Origin of the sequence: Deminuibacter soli (assembly GCF_003412455.1) — a bacterium.
Taxonomy (GTDB): domain Bacteria; phylum Bacteroidota; class Bacteroidia; order Chitinophagales; family Chitinophagaceae; genus Deminuibacter; species Deminuibacter soli.
In genome coordinates this window covers 747,357-766,859 of sequence record NZ_QTJU01000001.1, presented here as the reverse complement: position 1 = coordinate 766,859, position 19,503 = coordinate 747,357, and the positions used below count along the sequence as shown (strand labels likewise).

Annotated in this window: 18 protein-coding genes; 15 read left to right on the top strand and 3 right to left on the bottom strand. The window is 47.3% G+C overall.

Annotation, left to right across the window (positions count from 1 at the left end):
• Window positions 1-125 precede the first annotated feature (125 nt).
• From DXN05_RS03255 to DXN05_RS03245, 3 genes are all read left to right on the top strand, one after another.
• A complete protein-coding gene (locus DXN05_RS03255; RefSeq protein WP_147313819.1) occupies window positions 126-980 on the top strand; it encodes a hypothetical protein in 855 nt (284 codons plus the stop codon).
• A gap of 87 nt (window positions 981-1,067) precedes the next feature.
• Window positions 1,068-1,736: a hypothetical protein gene (locus tag DXN05_RS03250; protein WP_147313818.1), complete on the top strand. Its 669-nt coding sequence runs from the start codon at window positions 1,068-1,070 to the stop codon at window positions 1,734-1,736.
• Between the two features lie 93 nt (window positions 1,737-1,829).
• The gene (locus DXN05_RS03245) at window positions 1,830-2,447 is read left to right on the top strand and encodes an HAD family hydrolase (protein ID WP_116845758.1); all 618 of its coding nucleotides are present in this window, start codon (window positions 1,830-1,832) and stop codon (window positions 2,445-2,447) included.
• A 54-nt stretch (window positions 2,448-2,501) separates the two neighbouring features.
• Here DXN05_RS03245 and DXN05_RS03240 read toward each other — a convergent pair whose 3' ends face one another.
• Window positions 2,502-2,768, bottom strand: a complete 267-nt coding sequence (locus tag DXN05_RS03240; RefSeq protein WP_116845757.1) for a DUF4834 family protein — start codon at window positions 2,766-2,768, stop codon at window positions 2,502-2,504.
• Window positions 2,769-3,213: 445 nt separating this feature from the next.
• On the opposite strand from DXN05_RS03240, the gene DXN05_RS03230 reads away from it, so the two are divergent.
• From DXN05_RS03230 to DXN05_RS03175, 11 genes are all read left to right on the top strand, one after another.
• Entirely contained in the window at window positions 3,214-3,684 is a 471-nt protein-coding gene (locus DXN05_RS03230) for an LSm family protein (protein WP_116845755.1), read from the top strand.
• A gap of 65 nt (window positions 3,685-3,749) precedes the next feature.
• Window positions 3,750-4,997: a transcription termination factor NusA gene (gene nusA, locus DXN05_RS03225; protein WP_116845754.1), complete on the top strand. Its 1,248-nt coding sequence runs from the start codon at window positions 3,750-3,752 to the stop codon at window positions 4,995-4,997.
• 139 nt (window positions 4,998-5,136) lie between these two features.
• Window positions 5,137-8,418, top strand: a complete 3,282-nt coding sequence (gene infB / locus DXN05_RS03220; protein ID WP_116845753.1) for a translation initiation factor IF-2 — start codon at window positions 5,137-5,139, stop codon at window positions 8,416-8,418.
• A gap of 180 nt (window positions 8,419-8,598) precedes the next feature.
• Window positions 8,599-9,981, top strand: a complete 1,383-nt coding sequence (locus DXN05_RS03215; protein ID WP_116845752.1) for a peptidylprolyl isomerase — start codon at window positions 8,599-8,601, stop codon at window positions 9,979-9,981.
• 174 nt (window positions 9,982-10,155) lie between these two features.
• A complete protein-coding gene (locus tag DXN05_RS03210) occupies window positions 10,156-10,608 on the top strand; it encodes a MarR family winged helix-turn-helix transcriptional regulator (protein WP_116845751.1) in 453 nt (150 codons plus the stop codon).
• A 55-nt stretch (window positions 10,609-10,663) separates the two neighbouring features.
• A complete protein-coding gene (locus tag DXN05_RS03205) occupies window positions 10,664-11,380 on the top strand; it encodes a pirin family protein (protein ID WP_116845750.1) in 717 nt (238 codons plus the stop codon).
• Window positions 11,381-11,425: 45 nt separating this feature from the next.
• Entirely contained in the window at window positions 11,426-11,950 is a 525-nt protein-coding gene (locus DXN05_RS03200) for a YceI family protein (RefSeq protein ID WP_116845749.1), read from the top strand.
• 220 nt (window positions 11,951-12,170) lie between these two features.
• Window positions 12,171-12,881, top strand: a complete 711-nt coding sequence (locus tag DXN05_RS03190; protein ID WP_116845747.1) for a pirin family protein — start codon at window positions 12,171-12,173, stop codon at window positions 12,879-12,881.
• A gap of 98 nt (window positions 12,882-12,979) precedes the next feature.
• Window positions 12,980-13,531, top strand: coding sequence for an NADPH-dependent FMN reductase (locus DXN05_RS03185; RefSeq protein ID WP_116845746.1), 552 nt, complete (start codon window positions 12,980-12,982; stop codon window positions 13,529-13,531).
• 92 nt (window positions 13,532-13,623) lie between these two features.
• Window positions 13,624-15,471 (top strand): amidophosphoribosyltransferase, encoded by a 1,848-nt coding sequence (locus DXN05_RS03180; RefSeq protein ID WP_116845745.1) that lies wholly within the window; start codon window positions 13,624-13,626, stop codon window positions 15,469-15,471.
• Between the two features lie 102 nt (window positions 15,472-15,573).
• On the top strand, window positions 15,574-16,065 hold the full coding sequence (locus DXN05_RS03175; RefSeq protein ID WP_116846377.1) for a SixA phosphatase family protein: 492 nt from the start codon (window positions 15,574-15,576) through the stop codon (window positions 16,063-16,065).
• Here DXN05_RS03175 and DXN05_RS03170 read toward each other — a convergent pair.
• Both DXN05_RS03170 and DXN05_RS03160 read right to left on the bottom strand, forming a co-directional pair.
• Entirely contained in the window at window positions 16,028-17,140 is a 1,113-nt protein-coding gene (locus DXN05_RS03170; RefSeq protein WP_116845744.1) for a glycosyltransferase, read from the bottom strand. The genes DXN05_RS03175 and DXN05_RS03170 overlap by 38 nt on opposite strands.
• A 522-nt stretch (window positions 17,141-17,662) precedes the next feature.
• On the bottom strand, window positions 17,663-18,922 hold the full coding sequence (locus DXN05_RS03160; RefSeq protein ID WP_116845742.1) for a pyridoxal phosphate-dependent aminotransferase: 1,260 nt from the start codon (window positions 18,920-18,922) through the stop codon (window positions 17,663-17,665).
• A 198-nt stretch (window positions 18,923-19,120) separates the two neighbouring features.
• Here DXN05_RS03160 and DXN05_RS03155 point away from each other — a divergent pair, with 198 nt between their 5' ends.
• On the top strand, window positions 19,121-19,498 hold the full coding sequence (locus DXN05_RS03155; RefSeq protein ID WP_116845741.1) for a hypothetical protein: 378 nt from the start codon (window positions 19,121-19,123) through the stop codon (window positions 19,496-19,498).
• Window positions 19,499-19,503: the final 5 nt, after the last annotated feature.

The following is a 19,503-nucleotide window of genomic DNA, read 5'->3' as shown; positions in this document are numbered from 1 at the left end:
CTAATTTGATAATACGGGGTTACAAATGCATAAATTTTAAACAGGGAAATAGCGCTGTTGCTTATATTGCGACTGCTTTTGCGATACCCTAAACTTATTAAAGCAAATACAACTATCTAATACTTATGAGAGCAATACCTTTACTCCTGGTGGCAGCCTTTTGCATTTGTATGTGGACTGCCTGCGAGAAAACCTACGATCCCAAACCGGTACCACCCACCGATACAGATTCCACAGGGGTAAACCCACCCGGCTCCCACGATTCTTCGGCCAACGGTCACCCCGATACCACCAAACCCGGCCAGCCGCACGATTCTACAGGAACCGGTAATGGTCAAACACCGGCAGATTCTACGCATCCGTCCGATAGCACAGTAACCCCGCCGCCACCCGGCATTTACCTGCCACATACAGCCCAGTCATGGTGGAAATACCAGGAGCAATCCTCCGGTGAAACTTACATCAGCACCGCAACCGGTCAAACTGCCAGTTTCGATGGTATCGCGTTCCAGGTGTTCAGCGACGCAGGTAATGCAGGTACGCTCCCGGAATACCTGGCTACCCGGAACAACGATTATTACCAACACCTGAGCTTTAAACTCGACACTGTTTCCATTGAGCTCACGGTAAAATACCTGAATGCTGCAGCCACCAACGGTGCTACCTGGGCTTCCTCGGGCTCCGTAATGGGTATCGCCGCCAAAGTGAAAACCACGCTTGTTGGCCAGGGACTAACGCTTTCAGTGGGCGGAAAAACCTATAACAATGTGGTGCATACTTCTTCTGCCATTAGCGTAACATTTGCCGGCTTCACTATTAAAGTTGGCCAGGTAGATTATTACAGTGCCCAGAACATCGGCATCATCAGGCGCCAGATAAGCGCATCGCTCAGCAACCTGCCCAGCCTGCCCGGTGTGCCGGCACTGCCTGATATGAGCTACGAGAACAATGTAGACCTGGTTGATTACTCCGTTCTTTAACCACACGCATTTTTTTATAACCAACAGCAGCATTCACGCATTTTGTAATGCTGCTGTTCTTTTAATAACCTGTTTAACCTTTCAAAAATGAGGAAGAAGTATTGTGCCGCATTACTGCTTTGCATGGTGGCTTTTGTTTCCTGCAGTAAAAACAGTGATTCACCGGCTCCGGATCCTGTTGTAACAAGGCCAGACTACCAGCCCGGCACAAAAGGATCGTACTGGAAATACAAAGACAGTGCAACCGGTGATGTGTATACACAAACCGTACTCGACAGCACTGCGGTGTTCGATAATATCACCTACAAAGCCATTGCTTCCAGCGGTCCGGGCGGAGATACCAGGTTGTTCTATGCAAAACTGGCTTCAAAATATTACCTGCACACCAGCTTCAGTATCGACGACACCAATGTTCCTTTTACGCTCAATTACCTCGACGATTCTGTGGCAACAGGCACCAGCTGGACAACCACTACCAACATCAACTACAGCGGCACGGCCATTCCGGTACAGGTAAAAACCACCATCCTCGAAAAGAACCTTACCAAAACAGTCAACGGCAAACAATACACCAACATAATACACAGCAGTGTGGTCGCTTCTTTTAATGTGCTTATTGTAAACGGCTCCATCACTTCCGATTATTACTGCGCGCCGGGTCTCGGCATCATCCGTACAGAAATCAAAAGCAGCGGCAGTTTGCCCGGTCTGCCCGGTGCACAGGTAAGTGAACTCACTGAGTATAAAATTCAGTAGGGAGATACGCATGCCCCTGGGTTAAGGGCTTTGCTTGTGCCATTGCGGTTTTTATTTGCAACGCGCATCCACATCCTTCTTATTTTTGAAATTATGCAGACAATCAAAAACATCATCTTCGATCTGGGCGGAATATTTCTTAACCTCGATTATCCCGCCACAGAAAAGGCTTTCATTGAAATGGGCGTTACCAACTTCCAGGAGTTGTTTGCCCAAAGCCACGCCAACGATTTGTTCGAACAACTCGAAACAGGCAAAATTCAGCCCGAAGCTTTTTACCAGTCCTTCCGCGAAACAACCGGTTTACAGGTAAGCGATGAGCAGATCCGCGACGCATGGAATGCCATGCTGCTCGACTTCCCGGCCGATCGCCTGCAATGGCTCGATGCCATTCGCAATAAGTACAATGTTTACCTGTACTCGAATACCAATAAAATTCACTACGATTTTTTCTCAGATGTATTCCGCAAAGCTGCGGGTAGTAACCAGTCATTCGATGATTATTTCATCAAGGCGCATTACTCACACGAACTGGGACTGCGTAAGCCGTATCCTGCATCGTTTACTGCACTGCTGCAGTTGCATGGGCTCGAGGCCGATGAAACAGTGTTTATAGACGACACGCTGAAAAATATAGAAGGGGCAAAAGCGGCGGGCCTGCAAACCATACACCTGGTGCATCCGGAAACCGTACTCAACCTGGATTTATAAACCAGGCGCAATATGGGGATAGAAACAGGTCACTAAACGCATAACGCGTTTCGTTTAGTCCTTTATTTCTTCAAAATCAAGATAATCATCTTTGGAAGGCTGTTGCTGGTGCGTCTGTTGCGCCTGCGCAGCTTGTTGTCTTTGCTGTGCAGCCTGAGCCTGCTGCTGCTGTTGCTGACGCACCTGGGCATTCTGCAGATCCTGCATTTCCTGCATTTTGCTGCGCACTTGTGAAGTGGCACGAGATACCGGTACAATCAGGTCAAACACCAGCTTGTACACCAGGTAAAACACAAACAGTAGAAATAAGAAACGTAACATCCTGTAAAGGTACAGTGTACAGCCATGTCCGCAAATGATTGAAGCTTGATTTTTGCAATTGATTAACCGTTACTTGCAAAAAACAGCTCCCGGCACAGCCCTCTATCCGTCCACCGCCAGGCACTTAAACTTCTTTCCCGCAATCCCTGGCAGGCCGCCCACAGGCAAATCCGTCCCCCACACAACCCTCCGGTTATCCCATCCGTGAAGCGTCTTAGCTAAAAATTGTCCATAGAACTCCTTCGGAGAACATTTGAACCCAGGCCGCTTCGACCATCCCTTCGCACCGACTGACAACTCACTACTCACAACTCACGATTCCCGTAATCCCCGCCAGCGCACAGTTTCAACAAAATTTTGGAAACCTGTGCCGAATTATATTACATTTGCACAGGAAAAAGAATAAACAGAAGGGAACGAAAGACGTTCCCTTCTCTTTTTAGGTATGGTGAACGAAACAGCAATACAACAAATAGAACAACTGGTAGATCAGCTGTTAGCGGCTGATCCTGAATATTTTAGGGTGTTTGTGAAAATAAAGCCCACCAACAACGTGAAGGTGTTTATCGACGGTGACAAAGGCATGCCCATTGAAAAATGCGTTTATTTTAACAGGCAACTGTATAAATTAATCGAAGAAAGCGGCATGTATCCCGAAGGAGAATTCTCGCTCGAAGTGTCTTCACCCGGTGTAGACGAGCCCCTGAAAATGCACCGCCAGTATTTCAAAAACATAGGCCGCCCGGTTGAAGTGCAGTTTAACGACGGCACTAAAAAAGAAGGCAAACTGCTCGAGGTGGCCGAATCGGATATTATTTTGGAACACACTACCGGCAAGGGTAAAAAAGCAGTTACCCAGCAGCTGGTAATACCATTTGATAACATTAAAGCAACAATTGTTCAAATACAATTTTAACTCTCAGCGCCCGGGAAACGGCTACACACCCGGCTTCCGGCGCGCAAGGTATTAAAACTCATGCTATGGCAAGTATTAACCTGATCGAAGCATTCCAGGATTTTAAAGATGCAGAAAATATAGACCGCCCCACCATGATGAAAGTGGTGGAAGATGTTTTTAAAACCTTGCTCCGTAAAAAATTCGGTAGCGACGATAACTTCGATGTAATTGTAAATGCTGAAAAAGGTGACCTGGAAATCATCCGCCGCAGGATGATCGTGGAAGATGGAGAAGTGATGGATCCTTTGGCCGAAATAGCCTATAGTGATGCCGTTAAAATTGAGCCCGACTTTGAAGTGGGCGAAGAAATTTACCAGGAAGTAGACATTCTCGACTTCGGACGCCGCGCCATCCTGGCTGCCAAACAAACACTGGCCAGCCGTATCAGCGACCTGAAAAAGAATGTGTTGGTTAAAAAATACAGTGATCGTATCGGCGATATCATCAGCGCAGAAGTTTACCAGGTTTGGAAAAAAGAAGTGCTGCTGCTCGACGAGGAAAACAATGAACTCATTCTCCCCAAAAGTGAACAGATCCCGCAGGATTATTTCAAGAAAGGAGAGAACGTTCGTGCGGTGGTTCGCAGGGTTGATATGAAAAATAATACGCCTGTAATCATTCTTAGTCGCACAAGTCCCGAATTTCTGGCTAAATTGCTGGAAATTGAGGTTCCTGAGATTTTTGATGGCCTCATTACAATCCGCAAAATCGTTCGCGAACCCGGCGAAAGAGCCAAAGTGGCCGTGGAAAGTTTTGATGACCGCATCGATCCCGTAGGTGCCTGCGTTGGTATGAAAGGCAGCCGTATCCATGGTATTGTTCGTGAACTGAAAAACGAAAATATCGATGTTATCAACTACACCGCCAATGTGCAGTTATTGATTCAGCGCTCCCTTACTCCTGCCAAAATCAGCTACATGGAACTCGATACCGAGCGCAAACATGCTGACGTTTACCTTAAAGCCGACCAGGTTTCACTGGCAATTGGCCGCCGCGGGGTGAATATTAAACTGGCATGTGAGTTGACTGGTTTAGACATTGATGTGTTCCGCGAAAGCGAAGGAGAAGAAGAAGAGTTCGATATCGACCTGGAAGAATTTACAGACGAAATCGAACCCTGGATTATCGAAGAGCTCAAACGCGTTGGTTGCGATACCGCCCGCAGCGTGCTTGAACTCACAACAGAAGAACTCGAAAGGCGTACCGATCTTGAAAAAGAAACCATCGCTGAGTTGAGAAGGATCTTGAAAGAAGAATTTGAAAAAGAATAGTCTGGTCAGTCATCAGTCATACAGCCGCAATACGTCACCCGTATCTTGTCACAGGCTTCATGGCGCAATGGCTCATGACCGTTGACTGAATCAGAATCCGTGGTTCCCGCATCGGGAACCCTATCATAAAAAGTACTGAATGTCTGAATTGAAATTACCTAGAGTGTTGGCTGCTGCCAAGGAGTTCAATGTTGGCCAGGATACCCTGGTTGAATTCCTTGTTGGCAAAGGATTTAACAGAGACGATCTGAAGTCTACTGCAAAGCTCAGCGAACCTATGTACCGCGCTTTGCAACAGGAATTTCAGGGCGATAAGGTGGCCAAGAACAAGGCCGATCTTATCGAAATTCCCAAGGGAATGCAGGGCGAAAAACGCAAAAAAGAAGAAGAAGAACAGGTCTTCAGGAAAGATGAAAAGAAAGTGGTGGTGAAAGAAGAGAAGACCGAAAAAGCTGAACAGCCCGCAGAAGAGCAGGCTCCACCTTCTCCTGTAAAGGAAACACCGCCTCCGCCACCCGTTGTGGCAGAAGAACCCAAACCTGTGGCACAGCAGCCCGTAACACCCGTTGCGCCTGTTGCACAGGAACCAGTTGCCCAGCCTGAACCGAAGCCTGTACAGGTTGAAGCAGAAAAAGAACCTGCCATTGTAAAAGTGCAGGCTCCAGAAATCGCAGGTCCTAAAATCCTCGATAAAATCGACCTGTCGGCCATCGATTCTTCTACCCGTCCTAAAAAAGTAGAGAAACGTACCGAAGAGGAAGAAAAACCGGTTGTGAAAAAAGAAGAAGCGCCAGCCGCTCCTGTGCAGGAAACCAAACCCGCACCCGTTGCTGAAAAACCAGTTGTTGCGGAACAACCGCAGCAGGTTCAGCAAACACCTCCTGTTGCCGAAAAACAGGAAGCCCCCAAACAGCAGCCGCAACAACCCGTTGCCACGCCGCAGGTACAGCGCGAACAACCGCCTGTTACCGCACCAACAGTACATGCACCCGTTGCCAACACTACGGCCCCAACAGCCGATGCTGCTGAACACGATGAAGTACGCATTGAAAATATCAAAGCAGAGAAAATAGAAGGTCCTAAAATACTCGGCAAAATTGAATTGCCGGTCGACAACGATACGCGTCCTAAGGTTGCACCGCGCGACCGTGATGAAAAACGCAAACGCAAACGCATTCCGATCGATAAAAAAGGCGACAATACCCAGCAGCACCAGGGCGGTGGCGGAAACCAGCAGCGTCCCGGTGGTCAGCAGGGTGGTGGCAACTTTAACCGCGGTGGCGGCGCCCCGGGCCAGAACAGGCCGGGCGGTGGCCAGCACCAGGGCGGTCATGGCGGCCCAGGTCAGCATGGTGGTCACCAGGGCCAGGGAGGCCAGGGTGGTTTCAACCGTGGTGGCAACAACAGCACCAACCGCAGCGGACAGGGTAATAACCGTCCCGGTAATGCCAACAGGCCTAACCGTCCTACCGTTACCAAACCAGGTGAACGCCGCGAAGAAAAAGAAATCAACCAGAAGGAGATCCAGGAAAAAATCAGGCAAACACAGGCCAAACTGGCTGGCGCCAGCGGCCGTGGTAAAAGCCTGAAAGCCAAATACCGCCGTGCAAAACGCGAAGAAGCTGCCGAAGCCATGGGCGAAGGCAACGATGATAACAAACTGCAGGTAACAGAATTTGTTACCGTAAGTGAGCTCGCCAACTTAATGGATGTGAGCTTCGCAGAAGTTATCAGCAAATGTATGAGCCTCGGTATCATGGTGTCTATCAACCAGCGTCTCGACGCCGAAGTAATTGAACTGGTAGCCGGCGAGTTCGGTTACGAAGTTGAATTCATGGGCCTCGACGATGTTGAAGAAGACGACGTAGAAGAAGAAGACAGCGAAGAAAACCAGCTGCCACGCGCACCGGTTGTTACCATCATGGGTCACGTTGACCACGGTAAAACATCTTTGCTCGACTATATCCGCAGTGCCAACGTGGTAGCGGGTGAAGCAGGTGGTATCACCCAGCACATCGGCGCCTACCAGGTAACCACTGCCAACGAGAAAAAAATCACCTTCCTCGATACACCCGGTCACGAAGCGTTTACCGCGATGCGTGCACGTGGTGCCAAAGCAGCCGACGTTGCGGTTATCGTAGTCGCTGCCGACGATGCGGTGATGCCCCAGACAAAAGAAGCCATCAGCCACGCACAGGCCGCCCAGCTGCCGATGATCTTCGCGATCAACAAAATCGATAAAGACGGTGCCAACGCACAGAAAATTTACGAACAGTTGTCGCAGATGAACATTCTGGTAGAAGAATGGGGCGGTAAATACCAGAGCCAGCAGCTTTCTGCCAAACAGGGTTTGAATGTAGATCTGCTGCTCGAAAAAATTGCGCTGGAATCAGAACTGCTTAACCTGAAAGCCAACCCCAACAGGGAAGCTTCCGGTACCATCATCGAAGCCTCGCTCGATAAAGGCCGCGGTTATGTAGCCACCGTGCTGGTTCAGAATGGTACACTCAAACAGGGCGATCTGATGGTTTCCGGTCAATACTTTGGCCGCATCAAAGCCATGTTCAACGAACGTAACCAGCGTGTTGACGAGGTTGCGCCAAGCACACCCGTACAAATCCTGGGTTTGAACGGCGCTCCGCAGGCAGGTGAGAAATTCAAGGTGTTCACCGATGAATCTGAAGCCAAAGAAATCGCCAACAAACGCGCACAGATATTACGCGAACAAGGCTTACGCGCCCGCAAACACATCACCCTCGATGAAATCGGTCGTCGCCTGGCCCTGGGTAACTTTAAAGAACTCAACATCATCATCAAAGGTGACGTGGACGGTTCTGTAGAAGCCCTGAGCGATTCACTGCAGAAACTCAGTACCGAAGAAATCGCCGTACGCGTAGTACACAAGGCGGTTGGCCAGATCTCTGAAAGTGATGTGCTGCTCGCAACCGCATCTGATGCCATCGTTATCGGCTTTAACGTTCGCCCAAGCATGCAGGCTAACAGGCTCGCAGAAACAGAAGGCGTGCAGATTAAACTGTACTCCATCATCTACCAGGCTATCGAAGAAGTGAAGAGCGCGATGGAAGGCATGCTCGAACCGAAGATCCAGGAAAAAATTGTGGCGAATGTGGAAGTACGCGAAGTGTACAAATTCGACAAAGCTACAGTGGCAGGTTGTTATGTGCTCGACGGCAAAATTGCCCGTAACAATAAAATCCGTATCATCCGCGACGGTATCGTTGAATACCCCAAAGGTGAAGGACAACATGCTGAACTGGGCAGCCTGAAACGCTTCAAAGATGATATGAAAGAAGTGGCTGCAGGTTACGAATGTGGTTTAACCATCAAAAACTTCAACGACCTCAAAGTGGGCGACGTAGTAGAAGCCTTCGAAGAAGAAGAAGTGAAACGTACATTGTAATTAAGCATCTGTAAGATACACAAGGGCCGTCCCGCAGCGGGCGGCCTTTTTGCTTTCGCTAACCCGCAAACAACATCACCTGCCGCAAGGGTTTCATACTCAGAACAATGCTTTGTTAAAAACCCTTTAAAGCTGTTAAAACAACGGGCAATCAGTTATTTTTGAATCAATTTCCGTTCTATGCGTGTAAAAACTTCACTGTTTATAGTGCTGGTAGCTGCTTCCCTGGGAGTGCATGCCCAGACACAGAAAATTGTAGCCGACAAAATTGTGGCGCAGGTCGGCGACAAAATCATCCTGAAATCTGATATCGACAATGCCATTGCCGACATTAAACGCGGTGATGCTAAAATGGAAGTTACTTCCTGCGAAATGATCGAATCGCAGATGATCCAGAAAGCCCTGGTATTACAGGCACAGAAAGATTCGCTTCCCGTAAGCGATGATGAAATCGAAGCCCAGCTCGATAACCAGGTACGTGGTTTTATCATGCGCTTCGGCACCAAAGAAGCACTCGAAGAAATTGCCGGCAAAACCGTATTCCAGCTGAAAGAAGATTTCCGCGTCGTGTTCCGCGAACGCAACCTGGCCGACCAGATGCGCCGCAAAATTCTCGACAACATCAAAATATCACCTGTAGAAACACAGACTTATTACGATAAAATACCCAAAGACAGCCTGAAGTTCTACGAAACACAGCTCGAACTGAGCCAGATTGTAATTTACCCGAAAGCCAATAAAGATGTGGATGAGTATGTAACCAAACAACTCTACGACATCAAACGCCAGATTGAAGCAGGCGGTAAATCATTTGAGCAGATGGCAAAAACCTACTCAGATGACCCGGGTTCAAAAGACAATGGCGGGCAGTACACCCTCAACCGCGGCGACAAGGGTATGTGGGACCCTACGTTTATGGCCACTGCATTCCGTTTGCGTGAAGGGCAGATTTCTTCTGTAATCAAATCAAAATTCGGTTTCCATATTATTCAGCTGGTTAGCCGCTCAGGGGATGATGCTGTTGTGCGTCACATCCTGCGCATTCCGCCAATCACCGATGACGAAGTGAAACTGGGTGTAGCATATCTCGACAGCATCCGCACCAAAATAAAAAGCGGCGGTATGCAGTTTGGTGAAGCAGTAAATAAAATAAGTGAAGACGAAGGCAGCAAATTCAGCGGTGGTGCTATTATGGGCCAGGATGGTTCAACCTACCTTACCTACGACCAGCTTGACCCTGCCATGGTGGCTGCTGTGAAAGACCTGAAAGCGGGTGATATATCTACGCCGCAATCATTCACCGACGAGCGTGGCCGTAAAGCTGTTCGCATCCTGTTCCTGCGCGATAAAACAGCACCGCACCGCGAGAATATGAAAGACGATTACGACCGCATTTCTAACCGCGCCCTGGCCGAGAAAAAAGATGCAGCCATGAAGAAATGGTTTGATGAACACATCTCTACGTACTATGTAAACGTAGACCCGGATTACAACAAATGCAGCAATCTTGGCGAATGGCTGCAGGCTGCTGAAAAAAGCAACAACATAACCACACAGAAATAACACAAAGGATATTTTAAAAACGTTCGCCCCGGCGAACGTTTTTACTTACCAAACAACTGCAATTCCTCCCATGTTTCTCCCACATACAAGTTCCCAACTCCTTGTAATACAGTTACAAAAATGTACGGGCAAAGATAATTTGGTAAATTAGATGTATGTACATACATTTGTGTTGTGAAAATAGAAAATGCCATACAAACCCAGGGATTCAAAAATCAAAAACACAAAGCAGTGGTAAATATCATGTACACTGCCTACCTGGTTAAAAGCCATATCAGTGACGGCTTAAAGGCATACGGTTTAACAGCTGAGCAGTACAATGTGCTGCGCATATTAAAAGGCAAGCATCCCGAGCATATGTGCGTACGCGATATTGCATCCCGTACAATTGAGCGCAGCTCAAATATACCAAGGATTATAGACCGTTTAGAGGTAAAGAAACTGGTAAAGCGCAGCACATCGGCTGTAGACAAAAGGGAAACCGTTATCATACTTACCCAGGCAGGTATCAATATGCTGGAAACAACCAATAACCTGCTCGAAAAACTGCACGAAGAAATTTGTGGTCTCGACGACGAAAAGCTGGAGCAGTTAAACAGTTTATTGGACCAGTTCAGGAAGGACTAAAAAAATTTAGAATAATAGATGTACATACATCTATTTGTAAAAAAGGAGAAAAATTATGAAAACAATTCTTCACAAAGCATCAGACAGGGGCCATGCCAACCACGGCTGGCTCGACAGCTGGCACTCATTCAGTTTTGCAGGTTATCACAACCCCGATAAAATTCACTTCGGCGTGTTGCGCGTGCTTAACGATGATATTGTGCTGGGCGGTTACGGTTTTCCACCGCACCCGCATGCAAACATGGAGATCATCAGCATACCGCTTTCCGGTGACCTTGAGCATAAAGACAGCACCGGCCGCCATGCCATTATCCGTTCGAACGACGTGCAGATTATGAGCGCGGGCAGCGGCATACAACACAGCGAAATGAACGCTAATGCCGATAAGCCGGTTAATTTTCTTCAAATCTGGGTTTTTCCTAAACAAGAGGGGATTGAACCGCGTTATGAGCAGAAAACCTACTTACCCGGCCAAAGGGTAAATAAGCTGCAGACAGTTGTGGCCCCCGATGACAGCAGTGCTGTTTGGATTAACCAGGATGCCTGGTTTTCATTGGGCAATTTCGATGGCGGGTATACCCAGCATTACCAGGTTAAAAAAGAAGGCAACGGCGTTTACCTGTTCGTAATTGACGGGTCTGTACAGGTTAACGGTCAGCAACTGAACAAACGCGATGCGCTGGGTATCTGGGATACAGATTCATTCACCATCACTGCCGGCGCAAAAGCAGAAATATTACTGATGGATGTACCCATGCAATTGCCCGCATAAGCAATCTTAATTATTAACGAATTTACCTATAAAAAAATAAAAATCATGGCAACGTTTAAAATTGATGCAGCACACTCAGAAGTTACTTTTAAAGTAAGACACCTGATGATCAGCAATGTAACCGGTAGTTTCAATTCATTCGAAGGCACACTGGAATCGGACAAAGAAGATTTTTCTGATGCAAAAATCAATTTCTCTGCAGATGTAAACAGCATCAGCACCAACAACGAACAGCGTGATGGTCACCTGAAATCTGATGATTTCTTTTCGGCCGACAAATTCCCAAAACTCACTTTCACTTCTACCAAAGTAGAAAAAGACGGTGACGAATTTACATTAACCGGCGATTTAACCATTCGCGATGTAACCAAACCTGTTACCCTCGACGTTACTTACAATGGTACTGTAACCGACCCTTATGGTCAGGTGAAAGCAGGCTTTGAAATCGCTGGTAAAATCAGCAGGAAAGAATATGGTCTTACCTGGCATGCAGTAACTGAAACAGGCAGCGTAATGGTGTCTGACGATGTAAAACTGAGCATGAACATACAGGTTGTTAAACAGGCTTAAGGCATTATTACCCCCAATGTGTGGCAGCAATGCCATACAGGTTGTTTTTGTTTAAATGTTCAGAATGTATGCTGCCCGGTTTGCCGGTAGTGGGTTGAGGTACGTGCAAGTGTGAAAAGGAAAGGCAATGCAGCGAAGGAAAACCGGCAAACCGGGTCAGCAGCATTTTGATAAATGCTTTCCAATAAAGCAGAACAGGCAACCATTAAACAGCAAGGTTATGGAAACAGTGGTATACCGGGCCTCCACAAGGGGCCTGAAGGATATAGGCTGGTTGAAAAGTAATTTCTCTTTTAGTTTCTCTTCTTACCAAAACCCGGTAAAAAAGAGTTTTGGTTTACTGCACACGTTTAATGATGATTTTGTAGCGAAAGGCGGCGGTTTTGGCATCCATCCGCATAGCAATATGGAGATCATCAGTATTATGCTGCAAGGTAAAATGAGCCACAAAGACACATTGGGTTATGAAGAAGTAGTAGAGAAAGACTGGGTGCAGATTATGAGTGCAGGTTCGGGCCTGCGGCACGAAGAACACAATGTAGGCGACGAGGAAGTGAATTTTTTACAGATCTGGATAGAACCCAAACTGCAAAATATCAACCCGCGCTACCAGCGCAGGCATTTCCCGCCCGAAAAACGGAAAAACACCCTGCAAACCGTTGTAAGCAATGAAGAGGGCGCGGCGCATTGCTGGATTAACCAGAATGCCAAACTGGGCCTTGGCTATTATGAAACCGCTCAAACGCTGGATTACAGCTTTAACCCCGTAAATAAATGCGTGTTTGTTTTCGTGATCAGCGGGTCCGTACAATCAGCCGGTGAAACCCTGCAGGCAAGAGACGCAATGGGCTTCTGGGACACAGACAAAGTGAGCCTGGAGGTGACGGCAGGAACAGAACTTTTATTAATAGAAGTACCTATCAATCACTAATTTACAGCCGTTTTACAGCAAACGGCTTTTTTATTTGTGCTGGTTTTTAACCGGCACCGTGATAGACTTAACTTTACATTAGTAAATAACATATACATATGAACATTGAAATCATATCTGGTAGTCCACGTGCAGCCAGCGTAACCAACCGTGTTGCGTTGTTTCTGCAGCAGCACTTTTCACAGAAAACCCAGCACAACATCGGCTTAATCGACGTGCGCGAGCATGAAATTCCCGCCGCGTTACAGCATGTGTTTGTATCGCCCGATAAAGCACCCGATAACCTGAAAGACCTTGCGCACCGCATGTTTGCAGCTGATGCGTTTATTATTGTAACCCCCGAATTCAATGGCAGCTACACACCGGCCATGAAAAACCTGTTTGACCATTTTCCTAAGCAGGTACACAAAACCTTTGGTATTGTTACCGCTTCGGTTGGCCCAATGGGCGGTATGCGCGCCAGCCAGCAATTGCAACTGCTGATCAACGCTTTATTTGGTATTGCCAGTCCTTATATGTTGATAGTGCCGCAGGTTGAACAAAAATTCGCTGCCGACGGCAAACTGGTTGACGAGAGCTTTACCGGTTCCATCGACACATTTACTGCGGAGTTTTTATGGCTGAGCGAACGCCTTGCTGCGAAACACTAAGTCCTGAACCGGCTGGTGTTGTACTTATCTTAAGTTAAAGTGCGTATTTATTTAAATGCTAGTCGTACCTTGCGGCTTCTTTTTCTACTACCATGAGTGATGAAATAAAACATGAATGCGGGCTCGCCTTCATTCGTCTCAGGAAACCTTTCTCGTACTATTTGCAGAAGTATGGAACAGTGATGTACGGTCTCAACAAGTTGTACCTGCTCATGGAAAAGCAGCACAACCGCGGCCAGGATGGTGCAGGTATTGCAGCTGTAAAACTGAATACTGAGCCGGGTTATCCGTTCCTGTACCGCACGCGCAGCAATGCACAGCAACCCATTGCAGATATCTTTTTTAAACTGGGCCAGGAATTGAAAGAGCTGGAGAAATACCAGCCCGATATTAAACAGCACCCCGGTTTAATGAAAGGCCACCTGCCTTTTATGGGCGAACTGCTGCTGGGCCATCTCCGGTACGGCACACAAGGCAAAAACAATGTTGAATTTTGTCATCCGTTTATTAAACGCGACCTGCTTCCGGGTAAAAACCTTGCATTGGCAGGGAACTTTAACCTGGTAAATACAGAAGAGCTGTTTGACCTGATTAATATTGACCCGGGTGAATTTCAGAAACAGAGCGACCTCGCTGCCATGATGGAAGTAGTGCATCATTTTCTTTCTAAAGAAGATGACAAACAACCCAATGCGGCCAACGTGGTAAATGTGCTGAAAAAAGCCACCCCGCTGTTCGACGGCGGTTACACCATTGGCGGTTTAATTGGCAATGGCGACAGCTTTGTTATGCGCGATGCACATGGCATACGCCCGGCCTATTACTATATCGATGATGAAGTAATTGTGGCTGCCAGTGAAAGAGCAGCTATCAGAACCAGCTTTAATGTGGGCGAAAACGAAGTGCTGGAATTAATGCCGGGTAATGCACTTGTGGTTTCAGGCAACGGCGACTATGTTATTGAGCAGGTACTTGAGCCTAAAGAAAGAAGAGCCTGCAGCTTTGAACGCATTTATTTCAGCCGTGGCAGTGATGAAAAAATTTACCGCGAGCGTATTGCACTTGGTTACCACCTCAGCAAACGCGTGCTGGAAGATATCAGCTACGATTTAAAAAATACCATTTTCTCCTATATTCCCAATACCGCAGAAGTAGCGTTTTATGGCCTGGTAAAAGGGATGGAAGACTACCTGAACCAGATCAAAATTCAGCGCATACTCAGCTGGGGTAACGATGTTACCGAAGAAAAGCTGCAGGAGATGGTAACCCGCAAAATACGCCAGGAGAAAATCGCCATCAAGGATGTGAAACTGCGCACCTTTATTACAGAAGATGCCAGCCGCAACGAAATGGTGCAACACGTGTACGATATTACTTATGGTACCGTTCAGAAAAACGAAGACACCCTGGTGGTGATAGACGATTCCATTGTACGCGGCACTACTTTAAAAGAAAGCATTGTGCGTATGCTGGCCCGTTTGAAACCGAAAAAAATTATCGTGGTTTCTTCTGCTCCGCAGATACGCTACCCCGATTGTTACGGTATTGATATGAGCAAGCTGGGTGATTTTATTGCCTTCCGCGCGGCCATTGAACTGCTGAAGGAAAGAGGTATGGAAGCTGAGCTGAACAAATTGTACGAACAGTGCAAAGAGCTGCAACGCACCAACCAGCTGCATACCGAAAACATTGTAAAAGGCGTGTACAAACCTTTTACGCCGGAAGAGATTTCGCTGAAAATTGCGGAACTCATTACACCAAAAGAAATCGACATTCCTGTTCAGGTAATTTACCAGACCATTGAAGATTTGCACGACAGCTGCCCCACCAACCTGGGCGACTGGTACTTCACCGGTAACTACCCCACACCGGGTGGCAACCGCGTGGTGAACAAGGCCTTCATCAACTACATGGATGGCAAGAATGTAAGAGGATATTAAGCTTTACGCAACAGTTTAAAGCGCAAACGGATTCAGCCGGGTTATACCGGCTGAATCCGTTTTTTGTTAATGCCTGCTGCCAGCTTTTGTTACATTTGTTGTATGAAATCACTGCTCGTTATACGGCATGCCAAAAGCAGCTGGGACAATACTGAACAAAAGGATTTTGACCGGCCGCTCAATGCAAGAGGTCATAGGGACGCGCCGGAAATGGCCAGTCGCCTGCTGAAGAAAAACATCGTTATCGATGCTTTTATTGCCAGCACTGCCAACCGGGCTTTTTCCACGGCGGGTTATTTTGCAGATGCCTACCAGGTGGCCCACAGCGCCATTATTCGTGTGCCGGCACTGTACCATGCAGGCGTGCCTGTATTTTATGATGTAGTGAAAGGGGCAGATAATGCTTTCGATACCATTGCCATTTTCTCGCACAATCCTGGCATTACCGATTTCGTGAATACACTTACGCCGTCTACCCGCATAGACGATATGCCCACCTGCGCCATATTTGCCGTGCAGACAGACATCACTGACTGGAAAGATTTTCAAACGGCAGTTAAGCGGTTCTGGTTTTTTGATTATCCCAAGGCATAGCCTGTATGGCCTCATCGAGCCCTGTACTGGTAAAGGCAGGCAGCTGGTAATGGAACTGCGTTGCGGCATGCAGCTGCTCAATAGTAAGTTCGTTTTGTGTGCAGGTGTAACACCATTGTTGCTGTTGCAAATGACCGGCAAGGTATTCCTGCTCGGTTTGGCCGGGTGTAGGTACCAGTAATGCTTTTTTCTGCAGCAACAGCAATTCCATTACCGTGGTATAACCAGAACGGCTGAGCACAAAATCACAACCGGCAAAAGCCTGTTGCATGTTTTCACTGCTTAAATGATTAATCACCGTGCAGTTGGCCGGCCCCTGCGTTACTGCGGTACTTCCAGGCCTGCCTAATACCAGTAACACATTTTCATCCATTTCAGCGGCAAGCTGCAGCAGTTTTTGTTGCAGCAGCGAGCGTTGCGGTTCTGGTCCGGAGAGCAGGAACAACCAGCGGTAACGCATCGCAGCACCCTGCAGGGGTAGGGTTTGCAGCCGGGAGAGTAACCCTGTGTACACTACCGGTACGCGTGGCAGCACCTGCGGGTGAGAAAGATTGCCGGCAACATTAAAGCTCCCGGCCGTATCGGGCACCCAACAAGTGTTAAAATGACGTATATAGCGGTAGTTAAGGATTTGGACAAATCGCGTTAACCATGTAAAAGGTGTTTGAATTTGCAGCTGGTGCGTTACAAAAATGGAGGGTATTGCTTTGCTCCACAAACCGTAACGGTTGTCGGAAATCACCATTTGAACAGGTAATTCCTTTATTTTCTGTTGCAGCCAGCGGTGCTCATAACGGATAGCAAAGAAAATTTTGGGTAACTGCAGCAAAATTTTCAGGGGCAAAAGGCGTTTATACTTAGCATATTGTATACGGTAACCTTTCAGTTCCAGGTAATCAATTCCGGGAAACTCCTGCCGCAGTAAGAAAAGGGCAGGGCCTTCTGCTGCTACAATTACCTTATAACCATGATGTTGTAATTGGCGGATGATGGGAACGCAACGGGTGGTATGGCCAAGCCCCCAATCAAGCGGTGCTACCAGCACGGTTGGTATGTTAATTTTTTTGTTCAGCACCTTTTTTTAGAAAAAAAATCCAGTAATAAATTCTTAATTTAGAAAACTTATATGAGGCGAAAGGTAAACCAAACTATTCTTATATTGTTGATCCTGACTGTGGTATTTGCATCCTGCGGCTCTGCGAGCAAAAACAGGTGCGGGTGTCCGGCGCGAAGAGGCATAGTAGGATAGGATTTTAACAAAGAAGTAAACGGTGTTGTATGCGCTCCCCAAACAGAGATTTGCTTGTTTTAACTAAAAACGGAACCCTTAACGCAAGGGAACTGGAACATGAAGTTGAATTGCTGCATGAACTGCTGTATCACGCAGAAAGTATGGAAGTATTTTGTGTGGCAAACGAAGTGATTGACATTTCCCGCCATAAGATACTATCGAAGCCCTACCAGATTTTGCGGGTTGCAGGGCAGCGCGTATTAAAACCGTTCGTTTTTATGAATAATAAGAACTGATAAAATAAATTTATAACAACAAAGGCCACCCATGGGTGGCCTTTGTTGTTATAAGAACAGCCTGTTGTCGCTATTGCAACATAGCCAGTGCTTCTTCCAGCTTGCCGAGCATTTCACTGATTTCTTCTTTTTTGCAGGTGCCTACGCTGAGGCGGTACCAGGGCGATTGCTTACCGGCGCCAAAAGCATAAAAAGGCACTACAGCCAGCTTAGCCTTGTCTAAAATGTATGCGGTAACATCAGCCTGGTTATTGAGTTGCTGCCCTCCCGGTGCGGTTAAACCGGCAAGGTCAAGGCGAATGGTAAGGTATATGGCGGCCTGCGGCGCTACCGCATCTACCCGGTAACCTTTCTCTTTCAGGTGAACAAATCCCTGGTAAATAAGCCGGAGCCTGGTTTCCAGTTCCTGTTTAAAATGCTGCATGTAGGTTTTAATCTGCTCATGCTGCAGCAGGTATTTGGCGGCGGCTTTTTGTTCGGCCATCGGGCTCCATGCGCCAAGGTGGCTGAGCAGGGCCTTCATGCGTGCAATAACGGCAGCAGGGCCCAGCGACCAGCCAACACGTACACCGGTAGCTGCAAACGCTTTTGACATGCCATCTACAAATACCGTGTACTGTTTCATTTCAGGGCGCAGGGTAATGGGGTTGTAGTGTTGCGTATCGCCATAGGTAAGGGTCCAGTACATCTGGTCGTACAGCAGGTACAGTTTTTTTTCGTCTGCACTTCCGCGCGCATTCTCGGCGAGTATCAGGTCACATATTTTTTCCAGCTCGGCTTTGGGTAAAGTAGTGCCGGTTGGGTTTTGCGGCGTGCACAGGCAAACAAGCGCAGCGCCCGGTATATGCGGGGCAATGTCTGCCGCGGTGGGCATAAAATTGTTTTCGGGCGTGGCATCAACCAGGCAATGCTGTGCATCGGTTAAATGCACGTAGTGATTGTTGTTCCACGAGGGCACTGCATAAATTACTTTATCGCCTTTATTCACCAGGGTTTTAAAAATGGTGTAAATAAGCGGGCGGCCACCGGCTGCAATGAGTATTTCGTTGGGAGCATAATCAATGTTTTCCCCCTGTTTGATAAAGGTGGCAACTGCTTCACGTAACTCGAGCAGGCCATCGGCAGGCGGATAATTGGTATAGTGTTGCCGGTAGCTATCTATAATCAGCGTTTCCAGTTCTTTGGGAATGGGAAATACGGCAGGGTCAAAATCCCCGATGGTATAGTTGTAAATTTTTTCGCCTTTGCGGATACGGTCATTGATTTCATTACCAAGACGCACAATTTCAGAACCGATAAGGGTTTCAGCGAGCTGGCTTAATTTGCTCATGCTTCATAAATTTTAATACGGTATAAAGGTATGAGTGCCTGCTGAATGCCATACTAAATTTACACGAAAGAGCCAATGTGTTTTTTCACGGACAAGAAATGTGCAATTAACGGTTGCTGGTGATGATGCGAATGGTTAATTTGCCCGTTGTGACACTTGCTAAATCAAATAATCAATACACTAAAAAACTGACCAATCATGAGCATTGACTTAAAAAAAGCAGCGAAGCTGATTGCTGCTTACAAAGAACACATCAAAGACCTCCCTAAAAGTACACCAAGGGCCTACACTTTTACCAGGGAAGAAATTGAAGCTTTGCTGAAACAGGATGGTAAAAAAATGGATGGTATCCGTATTTACTTTGGTGCTGAAATGAAAAAAGGTGTAATGGTACCCCGGCCTATCATGGTAGGTTGTGTGAAAAATAAAGCAACTGACCAGCTCGACGACTACGGTATTCCTGAAGAAATGCCCAAAGGTAAAGGTCCAGCCACAGGTAACGGCGCACAGGATGGAGGTTCACAGGGTGGTTCTCCCTGCCCTTCAAACTGTGGCAAATCGAATTTTCTTAACTAAACAGC

Bases quoted from the DNA above. Each gene is read 5' to 3' on its own strand.
- DXN05_RS03255 (WP_147313819.1), top strand. From the start codon at position 126: ATGAGAGCAATACCTTTACTCCTGGTGGCAGCCTTTTGCATTTGTATG.
- DXN05_RS03160 (WP_116845742.1), bottom strand. From the start codon at position 18,922: ATGAGCAAATTAAGCCAGCTCGCTGAAACCCTTATCGGTTCTGAAATT.
- DXN05_RS03155 (WP_116845741.1), top strand. From the start codon at position 19,121: ATGAGCATTGACTTAAAAAAAGCAGCGAAGCTGATTGCTGCTTACAAA.
- DXN05_RS03205 (WP_116845750.1), top strand. From the start codon at position 10,664: ATGAAAACAATTCTTCACAAAGCATCAGACAGGGGCCATGCCAACCAC.
- DXN05_RS03240 (WP_116845757.1), bottom strand. From the start codon at position 2,768: ATGTTACGTTTCTTATTTCTACTGTTTGTGTTTTACCTGGTGTACAAG.
- nusA (WP_116845754.1), top strand. From the start codon at position 3,750: ATGGCAAGTATTAACCTGATCGAAGCATTCCAGGATTTTAAAGATGCA.
- DXN05_RS03180 (WP_116845745.1), top strand. From the start codon at position 13,624: ATGAGTGATGAAATAAAACATGAATGCGGGCTCGCCTTCATTCGTCTC.
- DXN05_RS03200 (WP_116845749.1), top strand. From the start codon at position 11,426: ATGGCAACGTTTAAAATTGATGCAGCACACTCAGAAGTTACTTTTAAA.
- DXN05_RS03245 (WP_116845758.1), top strand. From the start codon at position 1,830: ATGCAGACAATCAAAAACATCATCTTCGATCTGGGCGGAATATTTCTT.
- DXN05_RS03175 (WP_116846377.1), top strand. From the start codon at position 15,574: ATGAAATCACTGCTCGTTATACGGCATGCCAAAAGCAGCTGGGACAAT.
- DXN05_RS03190 (WP_116845747.1), top strand. From the start codon at position 12,171: ATGGAAACAGTGGTATACCGGGCCTCCACAAGGGGCCTGAAGGATATA.
- DXN05_RS03215 (WP_116845752.1), top strand. From the start codon at position 8,599: ATGCGTGTAAAAACTTCACTGTTTATAGTGCTGGTAGCTGCTTCCCTG.
- DXN05_RS03185 (WP_116845746.1), top strand. From the start codon at position 12,980: ATGAACATTGAAATCATATCTGGTAGTCCACGTGCAGCCAGCGTAACC.
- DXN05_RS03230 (WP_116845755.1), top strand. From the start codon at position 3,214: ATGGTGAACGAAACAGCAATACAACAAATAGAACAACTGGTAGATCAG.
- DXN05_RS03250 (WP_147313818.1), top strand. From the start codon at position 1,068: ATGAGGAAGAAGTATTGTGCCGCATTACTGCTTTGCATGGTGGCTTTT.
- infB (WP_116845753.1), top strand. From the start codon at position 5,137: ATGTCTGAATTGAAATTACCTAGAGTGTTGGCTGCTGCCAAGGAGTTC.